The following is a 23,604-nucleotide window of genomic DNA, read 5'->3' on the forward strand; positions in this document are numbered from 1 at the left end:
AGCAGGGATTAACCTGTTGAAAGTTCACATCGGCCCCCACGGCCAGGAGCGTCAACATGGATTTCAACAACAAGGTCGTCATCGTCACCGGCGGTGCCAGCGGCATCGGCGAGGCCAGCGCGAAGCTGTTCGCAGAGCGCGGCGCGCATGTGGTGATCGCGGATTTCTCTGATCACGGGCAGGCGGTCGCCGACGCACTGTCGAAGCAGGGCGCGAAATCCCTGTTCGTGAAGACCGACGTCACCGACAGCGCGGCGGTGCAGCGGATGGTGGCGGAAACCGTCGCCGCGTTCGGTCGCATCGACGTGCTGTTCGCCAACGCCGGCATCGCCGCCGACGGTCCGATCGACCAGCTGTCCGAAGCGGCCTGGGACCGCACCATCGGCATCAACCTCACCGGTGTCTACCTGTGCGACAAGTACGTCATCGAGCAGATGCTCAAGCAGGGTGGCGGCGTCATAGTCAATTGCGGTTCCATCCACAGCCACGTCGGCAAGCAGGGCGTCACCGCCTACGCGGCGGCCAAGGGCGGGGTGAAGCTGCTGACCCAGACCCTGGCCATCGACTACGGCGCGCGCGGCATCCGCGTCAATGCGGTCTGCCCGGGTTACATCGACACGCCGCTGCTGAAGGACGTCCCGGCCGAGGGCAGGTACGCGCTGGAGAAGCTGCATCCGATGGGCCGGCTGGGCCGGGCGGAGGAAGTCGCTCGTGCGGTGCTGTTCCTCGCCAGCGACGATGCTTCCTTCGTCAATGGCGCCTCGTTGCTGGTAGACGGCGGCTACACGGCGCAGTGACGAATCGGGAGCGCGGGGCGCGGTGCGCCCCGCCGCTTCGGTACACGCCGGCCCCGACCGTCCGGGACGGTACGGGGATTGGCCTATAATCGCCGCATGTTCCCAGCAAGCCCGCCGGATGCGGAGCCCCGGACATGCCAGTCAAGAGCATCCAGAACCGCCGTCTTTACCAGCAGATCGCCGACCAGCTGCGCGGCATGATCAACCGTGGCGAATTTCCGCCGGGCAGCTACCTGCCGCCGGAGCGCGAGCTATCGCAGCAGTTCGGGGTCAGCCGCACCTCGCTGCGCGAGGCGCTGATCGCGCTGGAGGTGCTGGGCCTGGTGCGGGTCCGGGTGGGCGACGGGGTCAGCGTGGTGGGACCGGACGCCGACGAGGCGCCGCCGGCCGAACATGCGCTGGATCGCGCCCGCCAGCTCAATCCGTGGACACTGGATCCGGAACTGGGCGTGGTGGCCGATTTCGATGCCGAAATCCCGCCGTTCTCGCTGCTGAGCGCCCGCCGGCTGGTGGAACCGGAAACCGCCGCGCTGGCGGCCGAGAACGCCACCGACGATCAGATCGCCGGCATCGAGGAAGCCCTGCAGCGCAACATCGCCGACAACCAGCACGCCTCCACCACCCATCCCGGTGATCGGCTGCTGCATATCCGCATCGCCGACGCCAGCGGCAACCCCGCCTATTCGCTGCTGATCCGGCACCTGCTGGGCCACCAGTACGGTGCAATGTTCCAGCGCGTGCAGGCGTTGTACACGGTGGAAGACATGCCGCGCCGCTCGGAGCTGGAGCACGAAGCCATCGTCGACGCGATCCGCGATCGGGATCCGGACGCCGCGCGCGCCGCGATGGAACGGCACCTGGATTCGGTGATCCGGATCTTCTCCGGCGGCGAGCGCTGAACCCCCGCGACAATCCGCCCTAGGGCCGCCACAACACCTGCGGACCGATCTCGCGCACGTCGCGGGTGCCGGTCAGCGCCATGCTCACGTCCAGCTCGCGGCGGATCAGGTCCAGCGCGGTGGTGACGCCGCGTTCGCCCATCGCACCGAGGCCGTACAGGAAGGCCTTGCCGATCAGCGTGGCGCGCGCACCCAGCGCCAGCGCCTTGAGCACGTCCTGGCCGCTGCGCACGCCGCTGTCGAACCAGATCTCGCAGCGGTCGCCGACCGCCGCCACCACCTGCGGCAAGGCGAGGATCGCCGGCGGCGCGGAATCGAGCTGGCGGCCACCATGGTTGGACACCACGATCACATCCGCACCGGCATCGACCGCCGCACGCGCGTCGTCCGCGTCCAGGATGCCCTTCACAATCAGCTTGCCCGGCCACAGCGAACGCACCCAGGCCACGTCCTGCCAACTGAGGGTGGGATCGAACTGACTGCCGATCCATTGCGACAGCGTGGTCATCCCCTTGCCGCCGCCGGGAATGAAACCGGCCAGGTTGCCGAAGTTGCGGTGCGGCGTGCGCAGCATGCCCCACGCCCAGCGCGGGCGGCGCAGCAGATCCAGCGCGTTGCCCACGGTCAGTCTTGGCGGCACGGTCAGGCCATTCTTGATGTCGCGATGGCGCTGGCCCTGGATCTGCAAATCGGCGGTGAGCACCAGCGCGGAGCATTGCGCGGCCTTCGCGCGCTGGATCAGCGAAGCGGCGAAATCGCGATCGCGCATCACGTACAGCTGGAACCAGAACGGCTTTTCCACCGCCGCGCGCACCGCCTCGATGGAGCAGATCGACACCGTGCTGAGGGTGAACGGCACGCCGGCGGCCTGGGCCGCGCGCGCGGCGAGGATTTCGCCGTCCGCGTGGAGGATGCCGGTCAACCCGGTCGGCGCCAATCCCACCGGCATGCTCACCGCCTCGCCGGCCATGGTGGTGGCCAGCGATCGCTGGTCCACATCGATCATCACCCGCTGGCGCAGCATCAGCGCGTCCAGCGCGCGACGATTGCCGTTGAGGGTGTGCTCGTCATACGAGCCACGGTCGACGTAGTCGAAGATCGCGCGCGGCGCGCGGCGCATCGCCAGCTGGCGGAGATCCTCGTTGCAGGTGATCGGGGTCATGATGGAAACGGTTCGGGTCGAAGTACGGTCAGGACTGCGGGTGGTGGCGCGCGTAAACACCGTACAGCGCGACCACCAGGAAGCAGAAGGCGGGAATCCAGAACGCGGTCTCGATGCCGGCGACATCCGCCAGCCGGCCCATGAACCACGGCACGATGGCGCCGCCGACGATGGCCATGATGATGAAGCTGGCGCCGCGCTTGGTTTGCGCGCCCAGGCCCTTGATGCCCAGCGCGAAGATGGTCGGGAACATCATCGACATGAAGAAGAACACGGCGATGAGGGCGGCGACCGAGACCTTGCCCATGCCGGAGATGACCACGCCGCACAGCAGGATGTTGATCACGGCGTACACGCTGAGCAGGCGAGCCGCCGAAATCGTGCCCATCAGCGCGGTGGTCAGGAAGCGCCCGGCCAGGAAGCAGCCCAGCGCCACCGCCAACAGGTAGGCGGCGCGTTCGGAGGACAGGCCGGGGATGTGATCGACCGCATAGTTGATGAAGAATGCGCCCGCGCCGACCTGTGCGGCGACGTAGAAGAACTGTGCGATCACCGCGAATACGAAATGGCGTTGCGAGAACAACGGCACAGGGGGAACCGGCGCCACGGCGGCGGAGGCTTCACCGGAGACTTCCGGCATCCGTGTCCGCCAGATCAGCACCGCGATGGCGATGACCACGACCGCGGTGGCGACGTAGATCAGCTGCACGCCGTGGCTGCCGGAAATGCCCGAGGTCGAGGCGCCGAAGAACAGCTTGCCGCCGATGAACGGCGCAATGAACGTGCCCAGGCCGTTGAACGATTGCGCCAGGTTGAGGCGGCGTTCCGAGGTTTCCGCCGGACCCAGCACGGTGGCATAGGGATTGGCCGCCGTCTCCAGGCAGGCCAGCCCGCAGGCGATCACGAACAGGGCGAACAGGAAGTACTCGAACACGCCGGCGCGGGTGGCGGGAATGAACAGCAGCGCACCGCAGGCGAACAAGCCCAGGCCGAGCAGGATGCCGGTCTTGTAGCCATGCCGCTCCATCAGCGCGGCGGCCGGCAGCGCCATCAGGAAGTAGGCACCGAAGTAGGCGGCCTGCAGCAGCGCCGAGCGTGCACGGGTGATGTCCAGGGTTTCCTGGAAATGCTTGTTGAGCACGTCCAGCAGCCCGTAGGAGAAGCCCCACAGGAAGAACAGGCAGGTCACCAGGATGAATGCCAGCCGGTAGCGTTGCGCGCCGCTGTCCTGCAGGGTCGGGGAGGCGGTACCGGGCATTGCGGGCATGGTGGAAGCTCCTGCGGAAAGAGGGTCAGGCGTCGGTCAGGCGGAAAATCGGTTGCATCGGGGTCCACTTGGTGCCTTCCGGCGTCCACGGCGTGGCTTTCTGGAACGACCACATCAGGTCTTCCCAGGCGCGCAGGCGCGGATCGTCGCGCTCGGCGTCGGCCATGCGCGCGGCGTCGAACACCGCGTCGTCGGTGTCCATCACCATCACCATGCGCGTGCCCAGCCGGAAGATCTCCAGCTCGCGCACGCCCTGCGTGCGCAGGTGGGCCAGCACTTCCGGCCAGACCTGCCGGTGGTAGTGCTCGTAGGCGGCGATCAGATCCGGATCGTCGTGCAGATCGAGGGCCAGGCAATGGCGCATCGGGATTTCCTCAGGTCAGGGCGCGATCCAGATGGGTGTAGCCGCCATCCACGAACAGCCATTGGCCGGTGACGTGGGAGGCGCGCGCGGACAGCAGGAACACCGCGGTGTCGGCGATCTCGTCGGCGCGGGTCATGCGCCGTTCCAGCGGGATGCGGCGGGTGATATCGGCCAGCTTGGCATCCGGGTCGTCGAAGCCGGACAGCCAGCTCTGGTAGAGCGGGGTCATCACTTCCGCCGGCACCACCGCGTTCACCCGCACGCCGTCGGCGGCCAGCGAGGCGGCCCATTCGCGGGTCAGCGACAGCTGCGCGCCCTTGGAGGCGCAGTAACCGCTGGTGCCGCCCTGGCCGGTAATCGCGGTCTTGGAGGAGACGTTGACGATGGCGCCGCGGCTGGCCTTCAGCGCGTCGACGCACAGGTGCGCCATCACGTAGTAGTGGATGAGATTGCGCTCCAGCGACTGCACGAACGCATCGCGACCGGCTTCCAGCCCGACGCCGTCGTTGACGCCGGCGTTGTTGACCAGGCCGTGCAATGCGCCGTTTTCGGCCAGCGTCGCGGCCACCGCGCGCTCGCAGGCGTCCGCGTCGGCCAGATCGAGCTGGTGGAAACGGAAGCGTGGTTGCGCCTGCCGCAATTCATCCTCGAATGCGGCGTCCAGCGGACTGCGCCCGAAGATCACCGGAATCGCGCCCTCGCGCGCCAGTGCGCGTGAAATCGCGCCACCGATGCCGGCGCCGCCGCCGGTCACGATCACCACCTTGTCCCGCAATTCCAGATCCATCACGACCCCCTCAGCCGTGTACGTCATAGCAGCGCAGGGCGGTCCCGCCCCACAACTGCGCCTGTTCGGTTTCCGACAATCGGCCCGCCCAGTCTCGCACCAGCGCCGCGACCGCGGCGTAGTCGGCGCGCAGCAGGCAGACCGGCCAGTCCGAGCCGAACATCAATCGATCCGCGCCGAACGCTTCCAGCGCGGCATCCAGGTGTCGGAGGATCGCATCGCGATCCAACCCGGCGCCGACCACTTCGGTCACCAGTCCCGACGCCTTGCACAGCACGTGCGGCTGCGCGGCCAGCGCATGCAGGTGCCGCCGCCAGTCGGCCTCGCCGTCGCCGCCGATGGCGGGCTTGCCGAGGTGATCCAGCACCAGCCAATGGCGATCGTGGCGCGCGCAGAACGCCGGCACCTCGGCCAGCTGCGCCGGTCCACGCACCAGGATTTCGTAGACCAGGCCCTGCCGCTGCGCCGCCTCGACGCCACGCGCGAAGCGCGGGTCGGCCAGGGTCGCGGCCACGTCAGGGTCGTCCTGCAGCAGGTGGCGGACGCCGGCGAAGCGCGGATGCGCGCGCCAGTGCGCCAGCCGCTCCTCCGCATGGGCGGCGAACAGATCCACCCAGCCGACCACCGCAGCGATGATGGCGTGCCGCTGCGCGAGGTCGAGCAGGAAGGTGTTCTCGGCCTCGTCGGCGCGCGCCTGCACCGCGATGCACGCGTCCAGCCCGGCGGCTTGCAGCAAGGGCGCCAGATCTTCCGGCAACCGGTCGCGCCGCAGCACGTCCATGCCGTCGCCCATCCAGGGATAGTCCCGGGGCGCGTAGCGCCAGAAATGCTGGTGGGCGTCGACGCGGGCGATCACGGCGCGGCGTCCGCCCGCGGCGAAATCGACATCGCGTCGAAGCGCAGTTCCAGATCCTGCGCGGGGTAAGCGGGTGCGGCCAGTTCGATCGTCACCGGAGTCGCGCCCGCGTCAGCGGCAGGGATCGCGAACGGTCCGATGGCCTGCCCGCGCAACGTGGCCGCGTCCACCTCGCGTGCCTGTTCGCCGACACGGATGCGATAGCGTTGCGCCGATGCCGCCTGCACGCCCGAGAAACGCAACCATGCGGCGGCTTGCGCCTGTTCGGGCCGCAGCATGGCGCGCAGCGATACCGTGGTCGAGCGCTGGCTGCGATAGCCGCTGCCGAACGCGAAGCTGGTGCCGGGATGCCAGGACGAATGCGGCAGCGTCGCGATGCCGGAAGCGGGGACCGCGGCCGCATCGGCCGGCATGATCCGGAGCGCGCCCTGCAATTCAACACGCAGCACCGGAAGCACAGCGTCCGGTACCCCCGCGGGCAGATCGATCACCAGCGCATCGCCGTCGCGACGCCAGGCCAGCGGCGGCGCGGTGTCATTGCCATCGATGTGGATCCCGCGCGGATCATTGGCGAGGCCTTCGACGACGAGCTTGCCGCCGCGCCAGTCGCGCACGAACAGATAGAGCGCCTTGTCGTCCACCAGCGTGCTGCCCCAGGCCTGCGGCGGCAGCCCGCTGGGCCGCGCGGTCATCGCGAGATTGCCGTGGCGATGCAGCCACTGGCCGATGCCGCGCAGGACGTCGGCCTCGAACGGCACGATTGAGCCATCGCCCATCGGGCCGATGTTGAGCAGGTAGTTGCCGCCGGCGCTACGCGCCTGCACCAGGCCGTTGGCCAGCTCGCGCACCTTGCCCGGCAGATCGTCGCGCTGCTGCCAGCTCCGGTAGCCCCAGGTGGCGTGGTAGATGGACGCCGGCACTTCGAACGGCGGCTGCATCGACGGCGGTGGCGCCTCGTTGTCGCCGAGGGTGACGAAGTCGCCGACGTTGTTCCAGATGCGGCCATTGATGACCGCCGCCGGTTGCAGGCGATGGACGATGCCGGCGAACCTGCGGCTCTGCTCCGGCGTCGGCGTGGACATGTCGAACCACACCTCGGTGATCGGCCCGTAGTTCGTCATCAGCTCGGTGATCTGCTTTTCGATCAGCGGTTCCATCGACGCCGGAATCGGGTTGCCGTTGTCCGGGTCGAAGGGATGGCCGGCGTGCCAGTCCACCAGCGAGAAATACAGGCCCAGGCCGATGCCGCGCGCGCGGCAGGCCTCGGCGATCAGCTTGATCGGGTCCTTGCCGAACGGCGTGCGATCGACGATGTCGAAGTCGGTGCTCGCGGTATCGAACATCGCGAAGCCGTCGTGGTGCTTGCTGGTGACCACCACGTAGCGCGCGCCGGCGTCCTGCGCCAGTTTGCAGATCGCGTCGGCGTCGAACTTCGGCGCCGAAAAGCGTGCGGCGACCTTCGCGTATTCGTCATGGGAAATGTTGGCCCAGCTCTGGATCTGCTCCGAGTAACCGCGCGTCACCGGCTGGCCGTTCCATACGCCGCCAAGTTCGGAATACAGGCCCCAGTGCACGAACATGCCGTAGCCCTGCTCCTGCCAGTGGCGGATGCGCGCGGCGGGATCGGCGGCCGGAAGCGTGGTGGCCGCGGCGGGCGTGCCGTCGTGTGCGGGCGGCGTGCTGGTCGGCCGCTGTTCGTCGCAGCCCGCCGCCAGCGACAGCGCGACGGACAGCAGCGCGGCCGGCAGGGCGGATCGGCGGCGCGCCGTGGCCCGCATCAGGGGCCACCGCCGGGCGCGGGATGCAGGTACTGGCGACGGCTGGCGTCCTTCATGGTGATGGAGAAGCCGGGCGCGGTCGGGGGCAGGTAGGCGGCGTCGCGGATCACGCAGGGGTCCTGGAAGTGTTCGTGCAGGTGGTCGACGTATTCCACCACGCGACCCTCGCGGGTGCCGGCGATGCAGACGTAGTCGATCATCGCCAGATGTTGCACGTATTCGCACAGGCCCACACCTCCGGCGTGCGGGCACACCGGCAGGCCGTACTTGGCCGCCATCAGCAGGATTGCCAGCACCTCGTTGACCCCGCCCACGCGGCAAGCGTCGATCTGGACCACGTCGATGGCGCCGCCGGCGATGAACTGCTTGAACATGATCCGGTTCTGGCACATCTCGCCGGTGGCGACCTGCACCGGCGCGATGGCCTGGCGGATGTCGCGATGCCCGGCGATATCGTCGGGGCTGGTGGGCTCCTCGATGAACCACGGTTGGGCGAAGGCCAACTGTTTCACCCAGTCGATGGCCTGGCCGACTTCCCAGATCTGGTTGGCGTCGATCATCAGCCGGCGATCCGGTCCCAGCACCTCGCGGGCGATGGTCACCCGGCGGATGTCGTCCTGCAGATCCCGGCCGACCTTGAGTTTGACGTGGCGGAAGCCGGCGTCCACCGCTTCCTGGCACAGCCGGCGGAGCTTGTCGTCCGGATAGCCCAGCCAGCCGGCCGAGGTGGTGTAGCAGGGATAGCCCTCGCGTTCGAGGGTGGCGATGCGCCCGGCCTTGCCGGCTTCGCGATCGCGCAGCAGCGCCAGCGCTTCCTCCGGCGTGATGGCGTCGCTCAGGTAGCGGAAATCGACGCAGCGCACCAATTGTTCCGGGGTCATGTCGGCGACCAGCCGCCACACCGGCTTGCCCTCGGCCTTGGCCCACAGATCCCAGGCCGCGTTGACCACCGCGCCGGTGGCCAGGTGCATCGCGCCCTTGTCCGGGCCGATCCAGCGCAGCTGGCTGTCGGAGGTGACGTGGCGCCAGAAGCGGCCCATGTCCTGCGCGATCCAGTCCAGATCCAGCCCGACCACCAGATGCCGCATCGCCTCGATCGCGGCGCAGCAGATCTCGTTGCCGCGGCCGATGGTGAAGGTCAGGCCGTGGCCTTCCAGTCCGTCGCGCGTGGTTTCCAGCACCACGTAGGCGGCCGAATAGTCCGGATCCGGATTCATCGCATCCGAACCGTCCAGGTGCTGCGAGGTGGGGAAGCGCAGATCCTCGACCCGCATCCCGGTGACGCGCACGCCGGCCAGCGCCGGCTGGGGAACGGCCTTCATGCCTGCACCACCGTCTGCCGTTGTTCGCCGAGGCCGTCGATGCCCAGCCGCATGACCTGGCCGGGCCGCAGGTACACCGGCGGTTTCTGGCCCAGGCCCACGCCTGGCGGCGTGCCGGTGGAGATCACGTCGCCCGGTTGCAGGCTCATGAAACGGCTCAGGTAGCTGATGAGGAACGGCACCTGGAACACCATCGTGCGGGTGTTGCCGTCCTGGTAGCGGTGGCCGTCCACTTCCAGCCACAGATCGAGCGCGTGCGGATCGGGAATCTCATCGGCGGTCACCAGCCAGGGACCGAGCGGGCCGAAGGTGTCGCAGCCCTTGCCCTTGTCCCAGGTGCCGGTGCCTTCCAGCTGGAACTCGCGCTCGGACACGTCGTTGATCACGCAGTAGCCGGCGACGTGCTCCATCGCATCGGCTTCGGCGATGTAGCGGCCGCCACGGCCGATCACCACGCCCAGTTCCACTTCCCAATCGGTCTTGCGCGAACCGCGCGGAATCTGCACGTCGTCGTCGGGTCCGCAGATCGCGCTGGTCCATTTGTTGAAAATCACCGGTTCGGCCGGCACCTGCGCGCCGGTTTCGGCGGCGTGGTCGGAATAGTTCAGGCCGATGCAGACGAACTTGCCGACCTGCCCCACGCAGGGGCCCAGGCGCGGAGAACCGTCCACGCGCGGCAGCGCGGACACGTCCAGCGCTCGCAGGCGCTGCAGGCCTTCGGGGGTGATCGCTTCGCCGGCGATGTCGGCGATGACCGCCGAGAGATCGCGGATGCGGCCTTCATCGTCGAGGAGTCCGGGCTTTTCCGCGCCCGGTGCGCCATGGCGCAACAGTTTCATGAGGTTTCCTTCAGTTGATCCAGCCGCCGTCGATCACGTGCGTGGTGCCGGTGGTGAATGCGGATTCGTCGCTGGCCAGGTACACCGCCAGCGCGGCGATTTCCTCGGGGCGGCCCAGCCGGCCCATCGGTTGGCGGCCGACGAACGCGGCCTGCACGTCCTCGACGGAACTGCCCTGTTGCCGCGCCTGCTCGGCGATGCGCGCTTCCAGCGACGGCGAGCTGACCGTGCCCGGGCAGATCGCGTTGCAGCGCACGCCGCGGCCGACGAAATCGGCGGCCACCGCCTTGGTCAGGCCGATCACCGCGGCCTTGGTGGTGCCGTAGACGAAGCGGTTGGGTACGCCCTTGATGCTGGAGGCGACCGAGGCGACATTGATGATCGAGCCGCCGCCGCGTGCCAGCATGCCTGGCAGCAACTGGCGGATCAGGTGGTACATCGAGCCGACGTTGAGGCGCCAGGCGAGGTCCCAGTCCTCCTCGCCGGCTTCCAGGATGCTGCCGCTATGGACGAATCCGGCGCAGTTGAACAGCACGTCCACCGCGTCGCCGGCGCCCGCGTGGCGCTGCGCGAGGGCGGCGATCGCGGCGGTGTCGGTCACGTCCAGGCGCAGCGGGACAAGCGCCTCGCCGGCCTCGACCCGCAGCCGCTGCAGGGCCTCCTGGTCGATGTCGGCGGCGATCACCCGCGCGCCTTCGCGGATGAAGGCCAGCGCGGTGGCGCGGCCGATACCCTGGCCGGCCGCGGTGACCAGGGCGAGTTTGCCTTGCAGGCGCATGGGGGACTCCGGGCTAATGGCCTAGTGGTTGGACCAATGCTATCGTGAGATCTGAAACTTGCAACCCGGCATGGCTAAGGCGAGGACCGATGATGGAACAGGTGAAGCGGAAAGGGGAGGCGGCCCGCGCCTTCGTGATGGGAAAGGCGACCGGGTTGGCGATCCTGTTGCTGGCCCTGGGCGCCTGCGGTGGCCCGGCAACTGACCCGGGCCAGGCGGCCACACCCGCCGAGGCCTTCGCCGCCGGGAGCCCGCCGCCACTGATTCCCGCGCCCGCGCAGGCCACGCCCGGACAGGGCCGTTTCGTGGTGGCGGCCGACACGCCGGTCGTCGCCGCGGCGGCCGATCCCGCCGCCCGGGCCGCCGCCGGCCAGTTCATCGCCATGCTGCGCGAAAGCACCGGCGTTTCCCTGCATCAGGTCGATTCGGCATCGGGGCCGGCCATCGTCTTCAGCAGCGACGCGAAGCTGGACACCCGTGCGGAAGGCTATGCGCTGGAGGTGGCCGCCGACGGCATCCGCATCCATGCCCGCGATGGCGCCGGCCTGTTCTACGGCGGCGTCAGCCTGTGGCAACTGCTGACCACCGCCGACACCCTGCCGATCAGCGTGCCGGCGGTTCGCATCGCCGACGCGCCGCGCTTCGGCTGGCGCGGCTTCATGCTCGACTCGGCCCGGCACATCCAGAGCGTGGACGAGATCAAGCGCCTGCTGGACCAGATGGCGCGGCACAAGTTGAACGTCTTCCACTGGCACCTGACCGACGACCAGGGCTGGCGCCTGGAGATCAAGCGCTATCCGAAACTCACCGAAGTCGGTGCGTGGCGCATTCCCGCCGGCAAGGCCGGGCAGGGCGCCGATGGCAAGCCGGTGCGCTACGGCGGTTTCTACACCCAGGCCGAAGCCCGCGAGATCGTCGAGTACGCGCGCCAGCGCCACATCACCGTGGTGCCGGAAATCGAGATGCCCGGCCACGCGCAATCCGCCATCGCGGCATACCCCGAGTTCGGGGCCACCGGCAAGGCGCCGCCGGTTTCGCCGGACTGGGGCGTGAACACGTGGCTGTATGGCGTGGAGGATCCGACCTTCAAGTTCCTGGAGGAGGTGCTGACCGAGGTAATGGACATCTTCCCCGGCCAATACATCCACATCGGCGGCGACGAGGCGGACAAGTACCAGTGGCGCAACTCGCCGTCGATCCAGGCGCGCCGCAAGGCGCTCGGCCTGACCGACGACATGCAACTGCAGAGCTGGTTCATCAAGCGCATCGAAACCTTCCTGGTCGCGCACGATCGCCGCCTGATTGGCTGGGACGAAATCCTCGAAGGCGGCCTGCCGCCGGAAGCGACGGTGATGTCCTGGCGCGGCATGGAAGGCGCGGTGGAGGCCGCGCGGCAGGGGCACGACGTGGTGCTGAGCCCGAGCAACGTCACCTACATCAACCGCATGCAGTCCGACGAGTCCGACGAACCGCCGGGCCACGACTACACCACGACGTTGCGCAAGGTGTATGACTTCGAACCGGTGCCGCCCGAACTGGATGCCGAACAGGCCAGGCATGTGCTCGGCACCCAGGCCAACCTGTGGACCGAGCACGTGCGCACCGAGCCGCGGGTGGAACACATGGCGTTCCCGCGCCTGTCGGCGTTGGCCGAGATTGCCTGGTCGCCCAAGGCCACGCGCGATTGGGACGGCTTCCTGCAGCGGCTGGCGCCGCAGATGCGGCGCTTCCAGCGTTCCGGCATCCGCGCCGCCGACAGCGCGTTCGCCGCGCGCATCCGCGCGCAGGCCGAGGGCGAACGCGCGCAGGTGACCCTGCTCAACCAGACCGGTTTCGGCGAACTGCGCTACACCACCGACGGCAGCGAACCGACCGCGCAGTCGCCTCGCTACCAGCAGGCATTGCAGGTGACGTTGCCGACCACCGTGAAGGCCAATGCGTTCTTCCAGGGCAAGCCGCTGGCGGCGCCGCGCGAGCTGCGTGTCGACGCGCTCGCGCTGCGCACCCGCGAGGCGGAATACCTGGATGCCTGCCGCAAGGACAGCTACGTGCTGCGACTGGAGGACGACGAACCGCGCGAAGGCGAACGCGCGGTGGTGCCGGTCGACATCGGCACGCCGTGCTGGCAGTGGAAGCAGGCGCCGCTGGACGGCGTCACCACCCTGCGCGCCGAAGTGCTGGACCTGCCGTACAACTTCCAGTTCGGCGGTGATTCGGTCGGCGTCGAACCGCCGCCGGCCGGGCCGGTGGATCTGCAGGTGCGCGTTGGCGGCTGCGAAGGCAAGCCGGTGGCGGAAGCGCGGGTCGAAGTGGGCACCGACGCGGTGAAGCGGGTCGACGTGGCCCTGCCTTCGCTGCGAGGCGCGCAGGATCTGTGCCTGAAGTTCACCGGCGATCACCGGCGCGTGCTGTGGGCCATCGATCGGATCCAACTGCTGACGGCGGCGGAGCCGCGCTGATGCGCGCGCCGGCCACGCTGGCCGTGCTGATGGCGGCGGGATTCACCGCCGCCACGCCCGCGACCAATCCGGCGGGCGAACCGGCGCCGGCCTTCGCGCCGACCCCGGGGATCTACCACGATGGCTGGATCGACCTGGACAAGAACGGCCGCAAGGACGTCTACGAGGACGCCCGCGCGCCGATCGACGCGCGGGTGGAGGATCTGCTGGCGCGGATGAGCATGGAGGAAAAGACCGTACAGCTGGCGACGCTGTACGGCTACGGCCGGGTGCTGAAGGATCCGCTGCCCACCGCGCAATGGAAGGCGGCGCTGTGGAAGGACGGCATCGGCAACATCGACGAGATGCACAACGGCTGGGGCGATGGCCGCAGGAGCGCGTACGCCACCGACCTGCGCCGGCACGTGTGGGCGATGAACGAGGTGCAGCGGTTCTTCGTCGAACAGACCCGGCTCGGCATCCCGGTCGATTTCACCAACGAAGGCATCCGTGGCGTCGAGGCGCGTGGAGCGACCAGTTTCCCCGGCCAGTTGGGCATTGGCCACACCTGGAACCGCGCGCTGGTGCGCCGGATGGGCCGCATCACCGGCATCGAGGCGCGCGCGCTGGGTTACACCAATGTATACGCGCCGATCCTGGACGTCGCGCGTGATCAGCGCTGGGGCCGGATGGAGGAAGTCTACGGCGAGGATCCGTATCTGGTCTCGCGCCTGGGCGTGGAAATGGTGAAGGGGCTGCAACAGGACTTCACTGTGGCCGCCACCGCCAAGCACTTCGCCGTCTACAGCGCCAACAAGGGCGCGCGCGAGGGCATGGCCCGCACCGATCCGCAGGTGGCGCCGCGCGAGGTCGAGGAAATCTTCCTGCCGCCGTTCGCCGCCGCGATCCGCGAGGCCGGCCTGCTGGGCGTGATGAGTTCCTACAACGACTACGACGGCGTGCCGGTCACCGGCAGCCACTATTGGCTGACCGAGCGCCTGCGCGGTGATTTTGGCTTCCGCGGGTACGTCGTCTCCGACAGCGAGGCGGTCGAATTCCTGCACACCAAGCACGGCGTGGCCGCCGACGCCAAGGACGCGGTGCGGCAGGCGGTCGAGGCCGGCCTGAACATCCGCACCAACTTCACCCCGCCGGAGGACTACGTGCTGCCGATGCGCGCGGCGCTGGCCGATGGTTCGCTGGCGATCGCGACGGTCGACGATCGCGTGCGCGACGTGTTGCGGGTGAAGTTCACCCTCGGGCTGTTCGACCGTCCCTATGTGGACGACGCCCAAGCCAGTGCGCGCCTCGTGAATTCGGAAGAACACCGCGAAGTCGCCCTGCAGGCGGCGCGCGAGAGCCTGGTGCTGCTGAAGAACGCGGCAGCCGCGCTGCCGCTGCGCAAGGATCTGAAGACGGTCGCGATCATTGGCCCCAATGCCGATGACGGTCGTTATTCACACCGCCACTATGGCCCTTCCGGCGGCCATGTGGTGACCGTGCTGGAAGGCGTGCGCGCGAAACTGGGGCCACGTGCCGAGGTGCGCCATAAGGGCGTGGAGATTGCCGGCGACAACTGGCCGGCCATCGAGATCCTGCCCGAGCCGCTGAGTGCCATCGAGCAGGCCGGCATCGACGAGGCCGTGCGCGCGGCCACCGGCGCCGACGTGGCGGTCGTCGTGCTGGGCGATGGCGATCGCACCGTCGGTGAAAGCCTGAGTCGCACCAGTCTGGATCTACCGGGCAGGCAGTTGGAACTGCTGCGCGCCGTGCATGCCACCGGCACGCCGGTGGTGCTGGTGCTGATCAATGGCCGGCCGATGAGCATCAACTGGGCCGATGCGCACGTGCCGGCGATCCTGGAAGCCTGGTTTCCCGGTGATCAGGGCGGCACCGCCATCGCCGATGCGCTGTTCGGCGACTACAACCCGGGCGGCAAGCTGACCGTCACCTTCCCGAAGAGCGCCGGGCAGATTCCGTTCAATTTCCCGACCAAGCCCAATGCGCAGTGGGAAGGGGAGAAATCACGCGTCAACGGCGCGCTGTACACGTTCGGCCACGGTTTGAGTTACACGACCTTCGACTATGCCAACCTGCGCATCGCGCCAAGGCGCATACCCGCGAATGGCAGCGTCGAGGTGAGCGTGGACGTACGCAACACCGGCCGTGTCGCCGGCGACGAGGTGGTCCAGCTCTACACCCGCGACCTGGTCGGTTCGGTGACCACCTACGAGAAGAACCTGCGCGGGTTCGAGCGCATCCACCTGGCGCCGGGCCAGACCCGCACGGTGCGATTCCGCCTGACGCCGGAGGATCTGGCGTTGTGGGACCGGCGGATGCGGCGGGTGGTCGAGCCGGGGATGTTCCGGATGATGATCGGGGCGGGTTCGGAAGACATCCGCCAGCAGGGCGAGTTCGAGGTACAACCATGACCGCGACGCATCGTGGCGATGCGCGCGAAGGAGCAATCGGATGACGATGCAATGGCCGCGCTGGACGCGGCGGGGTTTCCTGGGCGCCGGCGCGGCCGGCATGGCCGGCGCGCTGGTGCCGCTGGCGGCGGCCGGCGCGGCCACATCGGCGCGGTCCGCAACGGGCATCGTGGATGCGGCGACGCGCCCGCGCCCCAGCGCCGCGCAACTGGCCTGGCAGCGCGAGGAACTGTCGATGTTCGTGCATTTCACGGTGAACACCTTCACCGGGCGCGAATGGGGCGACGGCAGCGAAAGTCCGGCCATCTTCGACCCGAAGGCGCTCGACGCGCGCCAGTGGGCGCGCACCGCCAAGGCCAGCGGCTTCCGCAGCATGATCCTCACCGCCAAGCATCACGACGGCTTCTGCCTGTGGCCGACGAAGACCACCACGCATTCGGTCGCCAGCAGTCCCTGGCGCGCCGGCAAGGGCGATCTGGTACGTGAATTCACCGATGCCTGCCGCGCGGAAGGACTCGGCGTCGGCTTCTACCTGTCGCCGTGGGATCGCAACGCGCGCGCGTACGGCGAGGGCAAGGCCTACGACGATTTCTACATCCAGCAGCTGACCGAACTGCTGACCGGCTACGGTCCGGTGGTCGAGGTCTGGTTCGACGGCGCCAATGGCGAAGGCCCCAGCGGCAAGCGCCAGCAGTACGACTGGGCGCGCATCCACCGCACCGTGCGCGAACTGCAGCCGCAGGCGGTGATGTTCTCCGACGCCGGCCCCGACGTGCGCTGGATCGGCAACGAGACCGGCAGCGCCGGCAGCACCTGCTGGGCCAGCGTCGATCCGGCGCGGGTGCCGCGTCCCGGCGCCGATGATCCGTGGACCGGCGAAGCCTTGCAGCAGGGCGATCCTTATGGCGCGGTCTGGCGTCCCGGCGAAACCGACGTATCGATCCGGCCCGGCTGGTTCTGGCATGCGGATCAGGACGCGAAGGTGCGCACGCCGCAGAACCTGATGAACCTGTACTTCACCTCGGTGGGCCGCAACAGCAAGCTGCTGCTGAACGTGCCGCCGACACCCGATGGCCTGTTCCACGACAACGACGTGCGCGCGCTGCAAGGCTTCGCACGCCTGCGCGAGGCGCTGCTGGCGAAGGATCTGGCGCGTGGCGCGAGCGCGAAGGCGAGCACCGGGGACGGCGCGGCGCGGGTCGTGGATGGCGATGCGGACAGCTTCTGGACACCGGACGGCGACGCGCGCGAAGGCTGGCTGGAGCTGTCGCTGCCGCCCGATGCGGAGTTCGACGTGATCCGGCTGGAGGAAGCCATCGCGCATGGCCAGCACGTCTCCAACTACCGCATCGACGTCTGGCGCGACGACGCCTGGCAGCCGCTGACCTGGGGTACGACGATCGGTCACTGCAAGCTGGACCGGGTGCCCTCCACGCGCACCGGGCGGTTGCGCCTGGTCATCGAGCATGCCTACGCGGCACCGCGCATCGCGCGCATCGGCCTGCACCGAAGCGCCGATGCCGCCTGGGACCGCCCCGACTATCACGGGGACTGATGGAACGCGTCGTCCAGCGTGCACGGCGCAGCAAAAAAAAAGATGGGGCGCCGAGGCGCCCCTTTTTCTTTTTTGCCGCCCTCAGCGCATCCGCGCCGCCGCGCCCGGCAGGCGAATCGCCCAGGCCGGTGAGCCGGCGGTGGCTTCGCGCGCCGCTTCGGGAATCACCGCGATGGTCCGTTCGCCCTCGCGGCGCCACTCCAGTTGCACGTCGCTTCCCAGCACCGCCAGCCGGCTGCCCGCGCGCGGCGACGGACCGGGGATTTCCAACTGCGCCGGCAACCGCTGTTCGTCGGCGTCGGGCAGGTAGATGGCGTACACGTCGCCATTCTTCATCCGGGTGTAGCGGAACTTGCCGTCGCGGTAGGGCGCCACCGCGCGGCTGGCGTAGATGGCGCCGCCATTGGTCTTCATCCACGCGCCGATTTCGCGCAGCCGGCTCACCGCCTCGGCCGGCAACTGTCCGTCCGGCTGCGGCCCCACGTTGAGCAGGTAGTTGCCGCCTTTGGCGACCACGTCCACCAGCATCTGCACCACCGTGCGCGTGCTCTTGTATTTGTCGTTGGGCGAATAGCTCCAGGAATCGCCCAGGGTCATGCAGGTTTCCCACGGATACGGCAACGGCTCGTCGGGAATCTTCTGCTCCGGTGTGCGGTAGTTCTCGTAGCGGCCACCGACCGCGCGATCGACGACGATCAGGCCCGGCTGGTTGCGCCGCGCCATCGCCGCCAGCCCCGGCATGTCGATGTCCTGCGGCCACGGCACGCCGGCCAATCCCTGCGCGGCGTCTTCCAGGGTATCGCCCGGACGCACCCAGCCGCCGTCCAGCCACAGGATGTCCACGCGCCCGTAGTCGCGGGTGAGTTCACCAATCTGCGCGTGGGTGAAGTCGACGAACCGCCGCCAGCGCTCGGGATACTTGCGGGTGTCGTAGTTGACGTGGCGGTTGGGGGTGGCGAAGCGCGGCCACCAGTAGTCGTCGCTGTGCCAGTCCGGCTTGGAGAAATAGGCGCCGATGCCGAAACCCTTCGCGCGGAACGCGTCGAACACCGCGCGGGTGATGTCGGCGCGCGGATTGTCATGGAAGGGCACGTTCGGCGCGGTGATCCGGTAGTCGGTCTGGCGGGTGTCGAACATCGAGAAGCCGTCGTGGTGCTTGGTGGTGAACACCACGTACTTGGTGCCGGCCTCGCGCGCGACCTCCGCCCAGGCCGCCGGATCGAAACGCACCGGATTGAAGGTGTCGGGCAGCGCCTCGTATTGCTTCACGTAATCGACATAGGCCACGCCCTCCGGGCGCTGGCACCAGCCCACGTCCTCGGAACAGATCGACCACGACTCGACCACGCCCCACTGGCTGTACGGACCCCAGTGCATCATGAAACCGAACTTCCAGTCCTGCCATTGGTCCAGCTTGCGCACCACCAGCGGATCGGTTTCGGCGACGTATTCACCGCGGCTGTCGGCGCGCGCGGCGGAAGGGGCGTGCAGGGCGAACGCGCCCAGCAGCGCCAGCGACAACAGGCGATGCAGTTTCATCCGTTGCTCTCGATGGGTTTGGATTCTTCGCGGTAGAGCTTCACCGGCGCCTCCAGTTCCAGCGCGATCACGGTGAGATCAGGATCCAGCGCCGCCTTCGGCACGCTCAGGAACAGCAGGCCGGGGTGCTTGGACCAGTCGTACTTGCCCAGCACCCGCGCCTGCACCGGCTGGTCGCCGCCGACCACGCGCGCGCGCAGTACCTTGCTGTCGAAACCCTTCACCAGCAAATCGCCGTTGGGCGTTCCGTCCAGGAACAGGTAGACCGTGCGGCCATCCTTCGACACCGTGCTCGGCCCGGCGTAGTGATCCAGGCCGATGCCGGCGCGGGTGCCGTAGATGGCCTCGGCGTGCCTGCCGGTCCAGCGGCCCAGCTTTTCCAGGATTTCCAGCTGGCGTGGATCGATGCTGCCGTCGGCCTTCGGTCCGATGTCCAGCAGCAGGTTGCCGCCCATCGACAGGGTCTGGCTGAAGACCTGGATGATCTGGTGCGGACTCTTGTACTCGGTATCGCGCGGTTGGTAGCCCCACGACCGGTTCATCGTCAGGCACAGTTCCCAATACGTCTGCGCCGGCTTGACCACCGGCACGCCCAATTCGGGTGTCGCATAGTCGCCATATTCGTTCAGGCGCGAATTGATGATCAGCCCGGGATTGCGCGCGCGCATGTCGGTGCGCAGCTTGGCCGACTGCCATTCGCCCGCGTTGTGCTCCCAGTCGCCGTCGAACCAGATCAAATCAGGCCGGTAGCGCTGCTGCAGATCCGCGATCTGGCCCTGGTAGTAATCCAGGAAGCGCTGCCAGCGCTGCGGCTCGGCGGCGAGGCTATAGCGCTTCTGCTTGCGGGTGAACACATCGTAGTCCGGGTACGACCAGTCCGGCAGCGAGTAGTACAGGCCCACCTTCAGGTCGGCGGCGCGCAGTGCATCGGCGAACGGGCCGACCAGATCGCGTCCGGCCGGCGTATCGCGCACCACGTTGAGCCCCTGCTTCGAATCCCACAGCGCCACGCCGTCGTGATGCCGCGTGGTCAGCACCGCATAGCGAGCGCCGCTCTGGCGGATCAGCCGCGCCCACGCCTGCGGGTCGTAGGCGCTGGCGGTGAAGCCGCGCAACTGCTTCAGATAATCGGCATGCGACATCTTGCCGTTGAAGAACGACCAGGATTCGTCCACGCCATCCACCGCGTAGATGCCCCAGTGGATGAAGATGCCCAGCTTGGCGTCGGCGAACCACTGCATGCGCTGGGCATGCTGCGCATCGGTTTCGCCGTGGAGGGAGGTCGGCGCGGGGGACTCATCGGCAAGCGGTGCAGCGGCCAGGGAGGCGCCGGTTCCGCCAAGCAGACCGAGCAGACCGAGCAGGGAAAGGAGCAGGGGAAGGCGTGCCGGGCGTCGAACGCGCATGCGGAAAGTCCGTTTGGTTCAAAGGCTGGACCAATCGTAATCACATTGCGTGCACACGCAAGCCCGCTATTCAGTGATCCGCGGGAGCAAACAGTGACTGCCCGGAGCGCGGATAACCGCTGCCGGGGGTGGGCTGTATGGCGTGGGAAATCCCTTTTGACGGCAGGGAAAGGCGCCTGGCTGCACATCCGAGCGTAACCGTGATGACAGTCCGGCACCGAAATCGATTTCAGGGAATTGAATCGGTACAAAAAGAGAACTACATCACATTTTTACGCATTTCTTACCGCTATGTTTGCCGGGAGCGCAGGAGCTAGGGACTCGTGCGCGCCGATAGGCTGGACCTTTAAACCAATGTTTTTCCTGGGAGGGAAGTAATGAACCGCTTGTATTCGAACCGCCGCACCGTTCTGGCGGCCGCCATGGCGCTGGCATTGAGTTGTCCCTTGGCCGCGATGGCGCAGGAAGAACAGACCGCGCAGCAGACCCAGTCCGATGAAAGCCAAGCGAACGACGGCAAGGCGAAGAATCTCGACACGGTCACCGTGACCGGCTCACGCATCAAGCGTTCGGAGATCGAAGGCCCGGCGCCGGTCACCGTGATTTCCGCCGACCAGATGCGCAAGGAAGGTTTCGCCACGGTCTACGACGCGCTGCAGACCATCACCGCCGCACTGGGACCGGTGCAGAACGATTACGACTGGGGCCAGTCCAGCGTCAACGCCTCGCCGATCAACTTGCGCAATCTTGGCCCCGGCCGCAGCCTGCTGCTGATCAACGGCCACCGCGTGGCCGATTACCCGATGCCCTACCAGGGCAAGAGCAACTTCGCCAACTTCAACAACATCCCCACCGGCATCGTCGAGCGCATCGAAATCCTGGCCGGCTCGGCCTCGGCGATCTACGGCTCCGACGCGATGGGCGGCGTGATCAACGTCGTGCTCAAGGAGAACATGGAAGATCACGTGGTGCGCGTGCGCTACGGCGAAGCCACCCGCGGCGGCCGCAACAACATGGACTTCTCGCTGTCCGGCGGCTTCACCGGCGAACGCGGTTCCTTCATCTACAACCTGCAGCACTTCAACCGTGGCGTGCTGCTGGCCAAGGACCGTCCGTTCATGGACGAGGAAGCCGACAAGGACTACCGCGTGTGGGGCCCGGGCGAGCGCCACTTCGGCGTGGCCCACCTGACCCCGTATCCCGGCCTGTACCTGCAGGATCGCGACAATCTGGTTCCGCTGGGCCTGGGCACCGCGTACCTACGCATCGCGCCGCCGTCCGGCGCCTGCGAGCAGTACGGCGACCTCTACTATCGCGCCAACCTGCTGGGTTACGACCGCAACTCCGGCACCGCCAACAACGCCGGCGAATACTGCGCCCAGCGCGTGTTCGCCAATTGGGCGCTGCGCACCGGCAGCAAGGACGATTCGGCCTATCTGCACGGCACCTGGGACTTCAACGAGGACCTGCAGGGCTGGGCCTCGCTCGGCATCTGGCGTTCGACCGGCGACTTCAACACCTTCCTGGATGCGTTCGACAGCTCGGTGTACTGGGATCCGACCGTCAACAACGGTGCCGGCGGCAGCCGCCGTTTCCTGAAGTTCCATTCACCGCAGGAAATGGGCGGTGAGGGCGCGACCCTGACCAAGTCGAACGAAGAGGCGCTGGATATCAGCGTCGGCCTGCGCGGCCGCCTGGCCGACAGGTTCGATTGGGAAGCGATGATCGGCCGCGCCACCTACGAGGTGCGCGAGTCGTTCCCGGTGCTCAACCAGGGCGACATGTTCGATTACTACATGGGCGCGCAGCAGGGCACGTCCGCCAACGGCCTGCCGATCTACACGCCCAACTACAACAAGCTGTGGAATCCGATTTCGGTCGACGACTTCCGCTCGTTCTCTGACCGCGGCCACAAGAAGGCGCGGTCCTACCTCAACCAGGCGCAGTTCGTGCTCAGCGGCGACCTGTTCGAAGGCTGGGCCGGCCCGATCGGCTTCGCCGCGGTGCTGGAAGCCGGCAAGCAGGGCTACCGCCTGACCCCGGAACCCAAGACCCTGGTCCAGGACGAGGATGGCTGGTACACCCCGTTCGGCAACGTCGAGCAGGGCGGCGGCGACCGCAACCGCTACGCCGCCGGCGTGGAGTTCCGGGTGCCGGTACTGAGCACCTTGAACGCCAACATCGCCACCCGCTACGACAAGTACGACGCGGTCGCCAGCGACGCCGCCGTGACCTACCAGTTGGGCCTGGAATGGCGTCCGATCGACACCCTGCTGGTGCGCGGCAGCTACGGCACCGCGTTCCGCGCGCCGGACATGCACTACATCTACGCCAAGCCGAGCTCGGGCATCTCCGACTTCACCGACTACGTCGGCTGCGCCGATGCCGGCTGGCCAAACCGCCAGTGCCCGCGCGACGACTTCAAGATCGAGGATGCCGCGGTGGAGCGCACCGGCACCCCGGACCTGAAGTACGAGGAAGGCGAATCCTGGAGCGCGGGCTTCGTCTGGGACGCGTTCAAGGGCTTCTCGGTGTCGGCCGACTACTGGTCGATCAAGGTCGACAACCTGATCGACGACATCAGCGCCGAACAGTTGTTGCTCGACGAGGCGTACTGCACGCGCGGTGGTTTCGATCCCGAAGGCAAGATCCGCGCGGTCGCGCCGAGTGCGGCCTGGTGCAGCGAAGTCACCAGCCGCATCCAACGCACCGCGGGCGTTCCCAGCAGCACGGCCGGCTCTGTCACCATCCTGGTCAATCCGATCAACCGCGCCGAGACCGAGGTCACCGGCGTGGACGTGAGCTCGCGCTACGCGCTGCCCGACACCAACTGGGGCAGCTGGAGCTTCGATCTGAACTACACCAACATGCTGACCTACAAGTCGCGCGGCTTCCCCACCGACAAGCTGGAGGACACCCGCAAGACCCAGAACCCGCGCACCAAGATCACCCTGAGCGCCAATTGGGTCTACGACAACTGGAATGCGACCCTGATGATGTACCAGAAGTCCGGTGGTCGTGATAACCGCTGGGGCGGCTGCATGCCGTTCGAGGACGGCTACGTGCCCAGCGGCGCGGCGAACTGCCAGGACCAGGACCCCGCCAGCCCGACCGCCGGCGAATCCACCCAGCGCATCTTCAACCGCCGCGAGCCGCGCCGCTACTTCAACGGCAGCGTGGGCTACTGGTTCACCGAGAACTTCAAGGTCAACCTGTACGTCAGCAACATCTTCGACAAGATCTACGGCGACAAGTGGTGCGGCGACTTCGCCTACTGCATCGACGATCCGGTCGGTCGCGAAGTGGCGGCGGAAATCATCTACAAGTTCAAGTAACCGCTGTATCGCATCGTCTCTCCCGATGCGATGGGGCCCGGCGAAAGCCG

17 protein-coding genes are annotated in these 23,604 nt (G+C 67.8%); 6 read left to right on the plus strand and 11 right to left on the minus strand.

Annotated features, from left to right (window positions below):
- Window positions 1–56: 56 nt before the first annotated feature.
- Window positions 57–797, plus strand: coding sequence for an SDR family NAD(P)-dependent oxidoreductase (locus tag IB228_RS15680; RefSeq protein WP_183640885.1), 741 nt, complete (start codon window positions 57–59; stop codon window positions 795–797).
- Window positions 798–931: 134 nt separating this feature from the next.
- Window positions 932–1,696, plus strand: a complete 765-nt coding sequence (locus IB228_RS15685; RefSeq protein ID WP_192199135.1) for a FadR/GntR family transcriptional regulator — start codon at window positions 932–934, stop codon at window positions 1,694–1,696.
- 19 nt (window positions 1,697–1,715) lie between these two features.
- Here the strand turns inward: IB228_RS15685 and IB228_RS15690 are convergent, their stop codons facing one another.
- The 9 genes from IB228_RS15690 to IB228_RS15730 are packed head-to-tail and all read right to left on the minus strand — an operon-like array spanning window position 1,716 to window position 10,849.
- Window positions 1,716–2,858, minus strand: coding sequence for an alpha-hydroxy acid oxidase (locus IB228_RS15690; protein WP_192199136.1), 1,143 nt, complete (start codon window positions 2,856–2,858; stop codon window positions 1,716–1,718).
- A 28-nt stretch (window positions 2,859–2,886) separates the two neighbouring features.
- Window positions 2,887–4,125, minus strand: coding sequence for a sugar MFS transporter (locus IB228_RS15695; RefSeq protein ID WP_192199137.1), 1,239 nt, complete (start codon window positions 4,123–4,125; stop codon window positions 2,887–2,889).
- A 25-nt stretch (window positions 4,126–4,150) separates the two neighbouring features.
- Window positions 4,151–4,489, minus strand: coding sequence for an L-rhamnose mutarotase (locus tag IB228_RS15700; RefSeq protein WP_183640893.1), 339 nt, complete (start codon window positions 4,487–4,489; stop codon window positions 4,151–4,153).
- Between the two features lie 10 nt (window positions 4,490–4,499).
- Window positions 4,500–5,276, minus strand: coding sequence for an SDR family oxidoreductase (locus tag IB228_RS15705; RefSeq protein ID WP_183640896.1), 777 nt, complete (start codon window positions 5,274–5,276; stop codon window positions 4,500–4,502).
- A gap of 10 nt (window positions 5,277–5,286) precedes the next feature.
- Window positions 5,287–6,132 (minus strand): amidohydrolase family protein, encoded by an 846-nt coding sequence (locus tag IB228_RS15710; RefSeq protein WP_192199138.1) that lies wholly within the window; start codon window positions 6,130–6,132, stop codon window positions 5,287–5,289.
- On the minus strand, window positions 6,129–7,910 hold the full coding sequence (locus IB228_RS15715; RefSeq protein ID WP_192199139.1) for an alpha-L-fucosidase: 1,782 nt from the start codon (window positions 7,908–7,910) through the stop codon (window positions 6,129–6,131). The genes IB228_RS15710 and IB228_RS15715 overlap by 4 nt, the downstream gene beginning before the upstream one ends.
- Window positions 7,910–9,184 carry an L-fuconate dehydratase gene (locus IB228_RS15720; protein WP_192199226.1) on the minus strand — a complete coding sequence of 425 codons (1,275 nt, stop codon included), beginning with the start codon at window positions 9,182–9,184 and terminating at the stop codon, window positions 7,910–7,912. Before IB228_RS15720 ends, IB228_RS15715 begins: the two co-directional genes overlap by 1 nt.
- Window positions 9,185–9,228: 44 nt before the next feature.
- The gene (locus IB228_RS15725; protein WP_192199140.1) at window positions 9,229–10,071 is read right to left on the minus strand and encodes a fumarylacetoacetate hydrolase family protein; all 843 of its coding nucleotides are present in this window, start codon (window positions 10,069–10,071) and stop codon (window positions 9,229–9,231) included.
- A gap of 10 nt (window positions 10,072–10,081) precedes the next feature.
- Window positions 10,082–10,849, minus strand: a complete 768-nt coding sequence (locus tag IB228_RS15730; RefSeq protein ID WP_192199141.1) for an SDR family oxidoreductase — start codon at window positions 10,847–10,849, stop codon at window positions 10,082–10,084.
- A 92-nt stretch (window positions 10,850–10,941) separates the two neighbouring features.
- Here IB228_RS15730 and IB228_RS15735 point away from each other — a divergent pair, with 92 nt between their 5' ends.
- The 3 genes from IB228_RS15735 to IB228_RS15745 are packed head-to-tail and all read left to right on the plus strand — an operon-like array spanning window position 10,942 to window position 17,274.
- Window positions 10,942–13,308, plus strand: a complete 2,367-nt coding sequence (locus tag IB228_RS15735) for a family 20 glycosylhydrolase (RefSeq protein WP_192199142.1) — start codon at window positions 10,942–10,944, stop codon at window positions 13,306–13,308.
- Window positions 13,308–15,719, plus strand: coding sequence for a glycoside hydrolase family 3 N-terminal domain-containing protein (locus IB228_RS15740; protein WP_225562485.1), 2,412 nt, complete (start codon window positions 13,308–13,310; stop codon window positions 15,717–15,719). Before IB228_RS15735 ends, IB228_RS15740 begins: the two co-directional genes overlap by 1 nt.
- Before the next feature lie 40 nt (window positions 15,720–15,759).
- On the plus strand, window positions 15,760–17,274 hold the full coding sequence (locus IB228_RS15745; protein ID WP_225562486.1) for an alpha-L-fucosidase: 1,515 nt from the start codon (window positions 15,760–15,762) through the stop codon (window positions 17,272–17,274).
- A gap of 81 nt (window positions 17,275–17,355) precedes the next feature.
- Here the strand turns inward: IB228_RS15745 and IB228_RS15750 are convergent, their stop codons facing one another.
- Both IB228_RS15750 and IB228_RS15755 read right to left on the minus strand, forming a co-directional pair.
- The gene (locus tag IB228_RS15750) at window positions 17,356–18,813 is read right to left on the minus strand and encodes an alpha-L-fucosidase (RefSeq protein ID WP_192199143.1); all 1,458 of its coding nucleotides are present in this window, start codon (window positions 18,811–18,813) and stop codon (window positions 17,356–17,358) included.
- The gene (locus IB228_RS15755; RefSeq protein WP_192199144.1) at window positions 18,810–20,219 is read right to left on the minus strand and encodes an alpha-L-fucosidase; all 1,410 of its coding nucleotides are present in this window, start codon (window positions 20,217–20,219) and stop codon (window positions 18,810–18,812) included. Before IB228_RS15755 ends, IB228_RS15750 begins: the two co-directional genes overlap by 4 nt.
- A gap of 377 nt (window positions 20,220–20,596) precedes the next feature.
- Between IB228_RS15755 and IB228_RS15760 the strand changes: the two genes are divergently transcribed.
- Window positions 20,597–23,554: a TonB-dependent receptor gene (locus tag IB228_RS15760; protein WP_192199145.1), complete on the plus strand. Its 2,958-nt coding sequence runs from the start codon at window positions 20,597–20,599 to the stop codon at window positions 23,552–23,554.
- Window positions 23,555–23,604: the final 50 nt, after the last annotated feature.

Source organism: Pseudoxanthomonas sp. PXM04, assembly GCF_014851695.1.
In the GTDB taxonomy this organism is placed as follows: Bacteria; Pseudomonadota; Gammaproteobacteria; order Xanthomonadales; family Xanthomonadaceae; genus Pseudoxanthomonas_A; species Pseudoxanthomonas_A beigongshangi.

Coding starts and splice junctions, on each gene's coding strand:
- IB228_RS15745 (WP_225562486.1), top strand. CDS start 15,760: ATGACGATGCAATGGCCGCGCTGGACGCGGCGGGGTTTCCTGGGCGCC.
- IB228_RS15730 (WP_192199141.1), bottom strand. CDS start 10,849: ATGCGCCTGCAAGGCAAACTCGCCCTGGTCACCGCGGCCGGCCAGGGT.
- IB228_RS15755 (WP_192199144.1), bottom strand. CDS start 20,219: ATGCGCGTTCGACGCCCGGCACGCCTTCCCCTGCTCCTTTCCCTGCTC.
- IB228_RS15680 (WP_183640885.1), top strand. CDS start 57: ATGGATTTCAACAACAAGGTCGTCATCGTCACCGGCGGTGCCAGCGGC.
- IB228_RS15740 (WP_225562485.1), top strand. CDS start 13,308: ATGCGCGCGCCGGCCACGCTGGCCGTGCTGATGGCGGCGGGATTCACC.
- IB228_RS15700 (WP_183640893.1), bottom strand. CDS start 4,489: ATGCGCCATTGCCTGGCCCTCGATCTGCACGACGATCCGGATCTGATC.
- IB228_RS15695 (WP_192199137.1), bottom strand. CDS start 4,125: ATGCCCGCAATGCCCGGTACCGCCTCCCCGACCCTGCAGGACAGCGGC.
- IB228_RS15725 (WP_192199140.1), bottom strand. CDS start 10,071: ATGAAACTGTTGCGCCATGGCGCACCGGGCGCGGAAAAGCCCGGACTC.
- IB228_RS15705 (WP_183640896.1), bottom strand. CDS start 5,276: ATGGATCTGGAATTGCGGGACAAGGTGGTGATCGTGACCGGCGGCGGC.
- IB228_RS15685 (WP_192199135.1), top strand. CDS start 932: ATGCCAGTCAAGAGCATCCAGAACCGCCGTCTTTACCAGCAGATCGCC.
- IB228_RS15760 (WP_192199145.1), top strand. CDS start 20,597: ATGAACCGCTTGTATTCGAACCGCCGCACCGTTCTGGCGGCCGCCATG.
- IB228_RS15720 (WP_192199226.1), bottom strand. CDS start 9,184: ATGCGGGTCGAGGATCTGCGCTTCCCCACCTCGCAGCACCTGGACGGT.
- IB228_RS15690 (WP_192199136.1), bottom strand. CDS start 2,858: ATGACCCCGATCACCTGCAACGAGGATCTCCGCCAGCTGGCGATGCGC.
- IB228_RS15715 (WP_192199139.1), bottom strand. CDS start 7,910: ATGCGGGCCACGGCGCGCCGCCGATCCGCCCTGCCGGCCGCGCTGCTG.
- IB228_RS15735 (WP_192199142.1), top strand. CDS start 10,942: ATGGAACAGGTGAAGCGGAAAGGGGAGGCGGCCCGCGCCTTCGTGATG.
- IB228_RS15750 (WP_192199143.1), bottom strand. CDS start 18,813: ATGAAACTGCATCGCCTGTTGTCGCTGGCGCTGCTGGGCGCGTTCGCC.